Genomic DNA, 1,985 nt, shown 5'->3' with positions numbered 1-1,985 from the left:
GTGGTCAGCACGGCCTTGTGTTCGGGCGCCAAGAACGCCGACGGGCCGATCAGCTCGCGGGCCTGCGCGGTGTGTTCCGGCGTGGTGAGGTACGGGTGCGCGCCGGCGCTGCGCTCTGCCGAAAGCTTGAGCACCCGCGGGCCCAGGGCCGCGACCACCCGGCGATTGGCGGGGACCCCGTACTCGTCGAGCTGGTCGAGGTACTGCACCAGCGCGTCGTACGGCTTGCGGTATTCGGTGATCGCCTCGGGATGTCCGACGCCGATCCCCAGCAGGAAACGGCCCGGGTAGGCGCGGTCGATGCGATGGAACGACTCGGCCACCGGTTTGGCCGCCGCCGACCAGATGTTGACGATGCCGGTGGCCACCTGCAGCGTGGTGGTCGCTTCGAGGATGGGCTCCACCCACTCCAGCTCGGCCGGCGGTGAACCGCCCACCCAGACGGCCCCGTAGCCCAGGGCTTCAATCTCTTTGGCCTGCTGCGGGGTTACGCCGCGGCCGAACGATCCGAACCGACCAAGATTGGGTTTAATCGCTGCATCAGTCATGGTGTCTCCAACCGGTCGCGTGAGGTCGCTATTCCGCCAGTTCTGCATCCAGGTCGGGATCCGCCAAATCCTCGACGCGCGGTTTTTCCAGCGGCAACAGCACGATGAAGCGGGTATTGCCAGGCACAGACTCCACGCGCAAATCCCCGCGATGTTTCTTCACGACGATGTTCCACGCCAAATCCAGCCCGAGGCCGGTGCCCTCACCGACCGGTTTGGTGGTGAAGAACGGCTCGAAAATGTGCTCGCGCGCCTCATCGGGGATACCGGGCCCGGTGTCGCAGATCTCGATGCGAGCCAGCTTCTCGCCTTCCCTGCCGGTACGGACGGTCAGTGTGCCGCCCTTCTCGCGCATCGCCGCCAGTGCGTTGTCGATGATGTTGGTCCAGACCTGGTTGAGATCGCCTGGAAAGCAAGGGATTTCGGGAAGTGATTGGTCGAATTCCTTGACCACTGTGATCGCGCCGGCCTGCTTGCCGTCTTTGGTCAATCGGTCGGCGAACATCACCAGCGTGCTGCGCAGCAGTTCGTGCACATTGGCCACGTCGAACAGGGCCCGGTCCATCCGGGAATATTGCTTGGCGTCGGCGACCAACACCGAAATCCGCTTGCTCGCCTCCGAAATCTGATTCATCAGAAGCTCGCTTTCGATGGTGTAGCTGATCCAGCGGACCGCCTCCTCCAACGAAGCCGAACTGTCCAATTCCTCGGCAGTTGCGGCAATCCGCTCCAGCCAGTCGGTGTCGACGCCGCCTTCGACGAGTGTCGGTGCGATGTCCCACCCACCGTCGATGTCGTGGTCCTCCAGCCACTCGCCGACGGCGTCCTCGCGGTCGGTGGTTTCGAGCGCGGTCAGGTGCTCCGACGCCGATTTGGCGACCTGCTCGGCGACCGCCTCCTGTAGCCGCACCAATGCGTTCAGCGTTTCAGCGCTGACTGTGCCGTCGGCGAGCATCACCAGTTTCCCGCGCATGCGGGAGATCCGGCCGCGCAGCTCATCGGCCGCCCGTGCGATGGCCGCGGCCGGATTGTTCAGCTGATGGGTCAGCCCGGCCGACAACCGGCCCAGCGCAAGCAGCTTCTCCCGGTTGTCGATGATCCGGCGGGTCCGGTCGGTGCCCACGGCGATCCCGTCGAGCAGATGAACCGCCATCGGAAATTGGTCCTTCATGAACTTGGCGAACACCGGGGCGTCCATGACGAAGAACCGCGACGGCTTGGTCACGTGCACCGACGCGTCGTAGAGCTTTTGGGTCCCGCCGGTGAACGCCCGCCAGGCACCGCAATACACGCCGCGCTGTGATGTCCGGTTCGTCTCGATGGCCTGGCCGCCGGAGAGCTTCGACATCGCCAGCTCACCCTCGATCAGAACGTAGAAGCAGGTCGCCGGATCGCCCTCAACGATGATCGGTCCCGGCTGGTATTCCTGGATATGGC

General features: G+C 64.7%; 2 protein-coding genes. Both read right to left on the bottom strand.

All coding sequences use genetic code 11. From position 1 onward, the window contains the following. On the bottom strand, nucleotides 1-548 hold a 548-nt coding region (locus tag WAN71_RS15520), incomplete at its 3' end, for a TIGR03620 family F420-dependent LLM class oxidoreductase (protein ID WP_422226182.1). A gap of 28 nt (nucleotides 549-576) precedes the next feature. Then, a partial coding sequence (locus WAN71_RS15515; RefSeq protein WP_422226181.1) for an ATP-binding protein occupies nucleotides 577-1,985 on the bottom strand: 1,409 nt, incomplete at its 5' end.

The organism is Mycobacterium sp. (genome assembly GCF_049280035.1).
Classification (GTDB): domain Bacteria; phylum Actinomycetota; class Actinomycetes; order Mycobacteriales; family Mycobacteriaceae; genus Mycobacterium.
The sequence above is the reverse complement of the archived record's forward strand: the minus strand, read 5'-3'. Positions and strand labels throughout refer to the sequence as shown.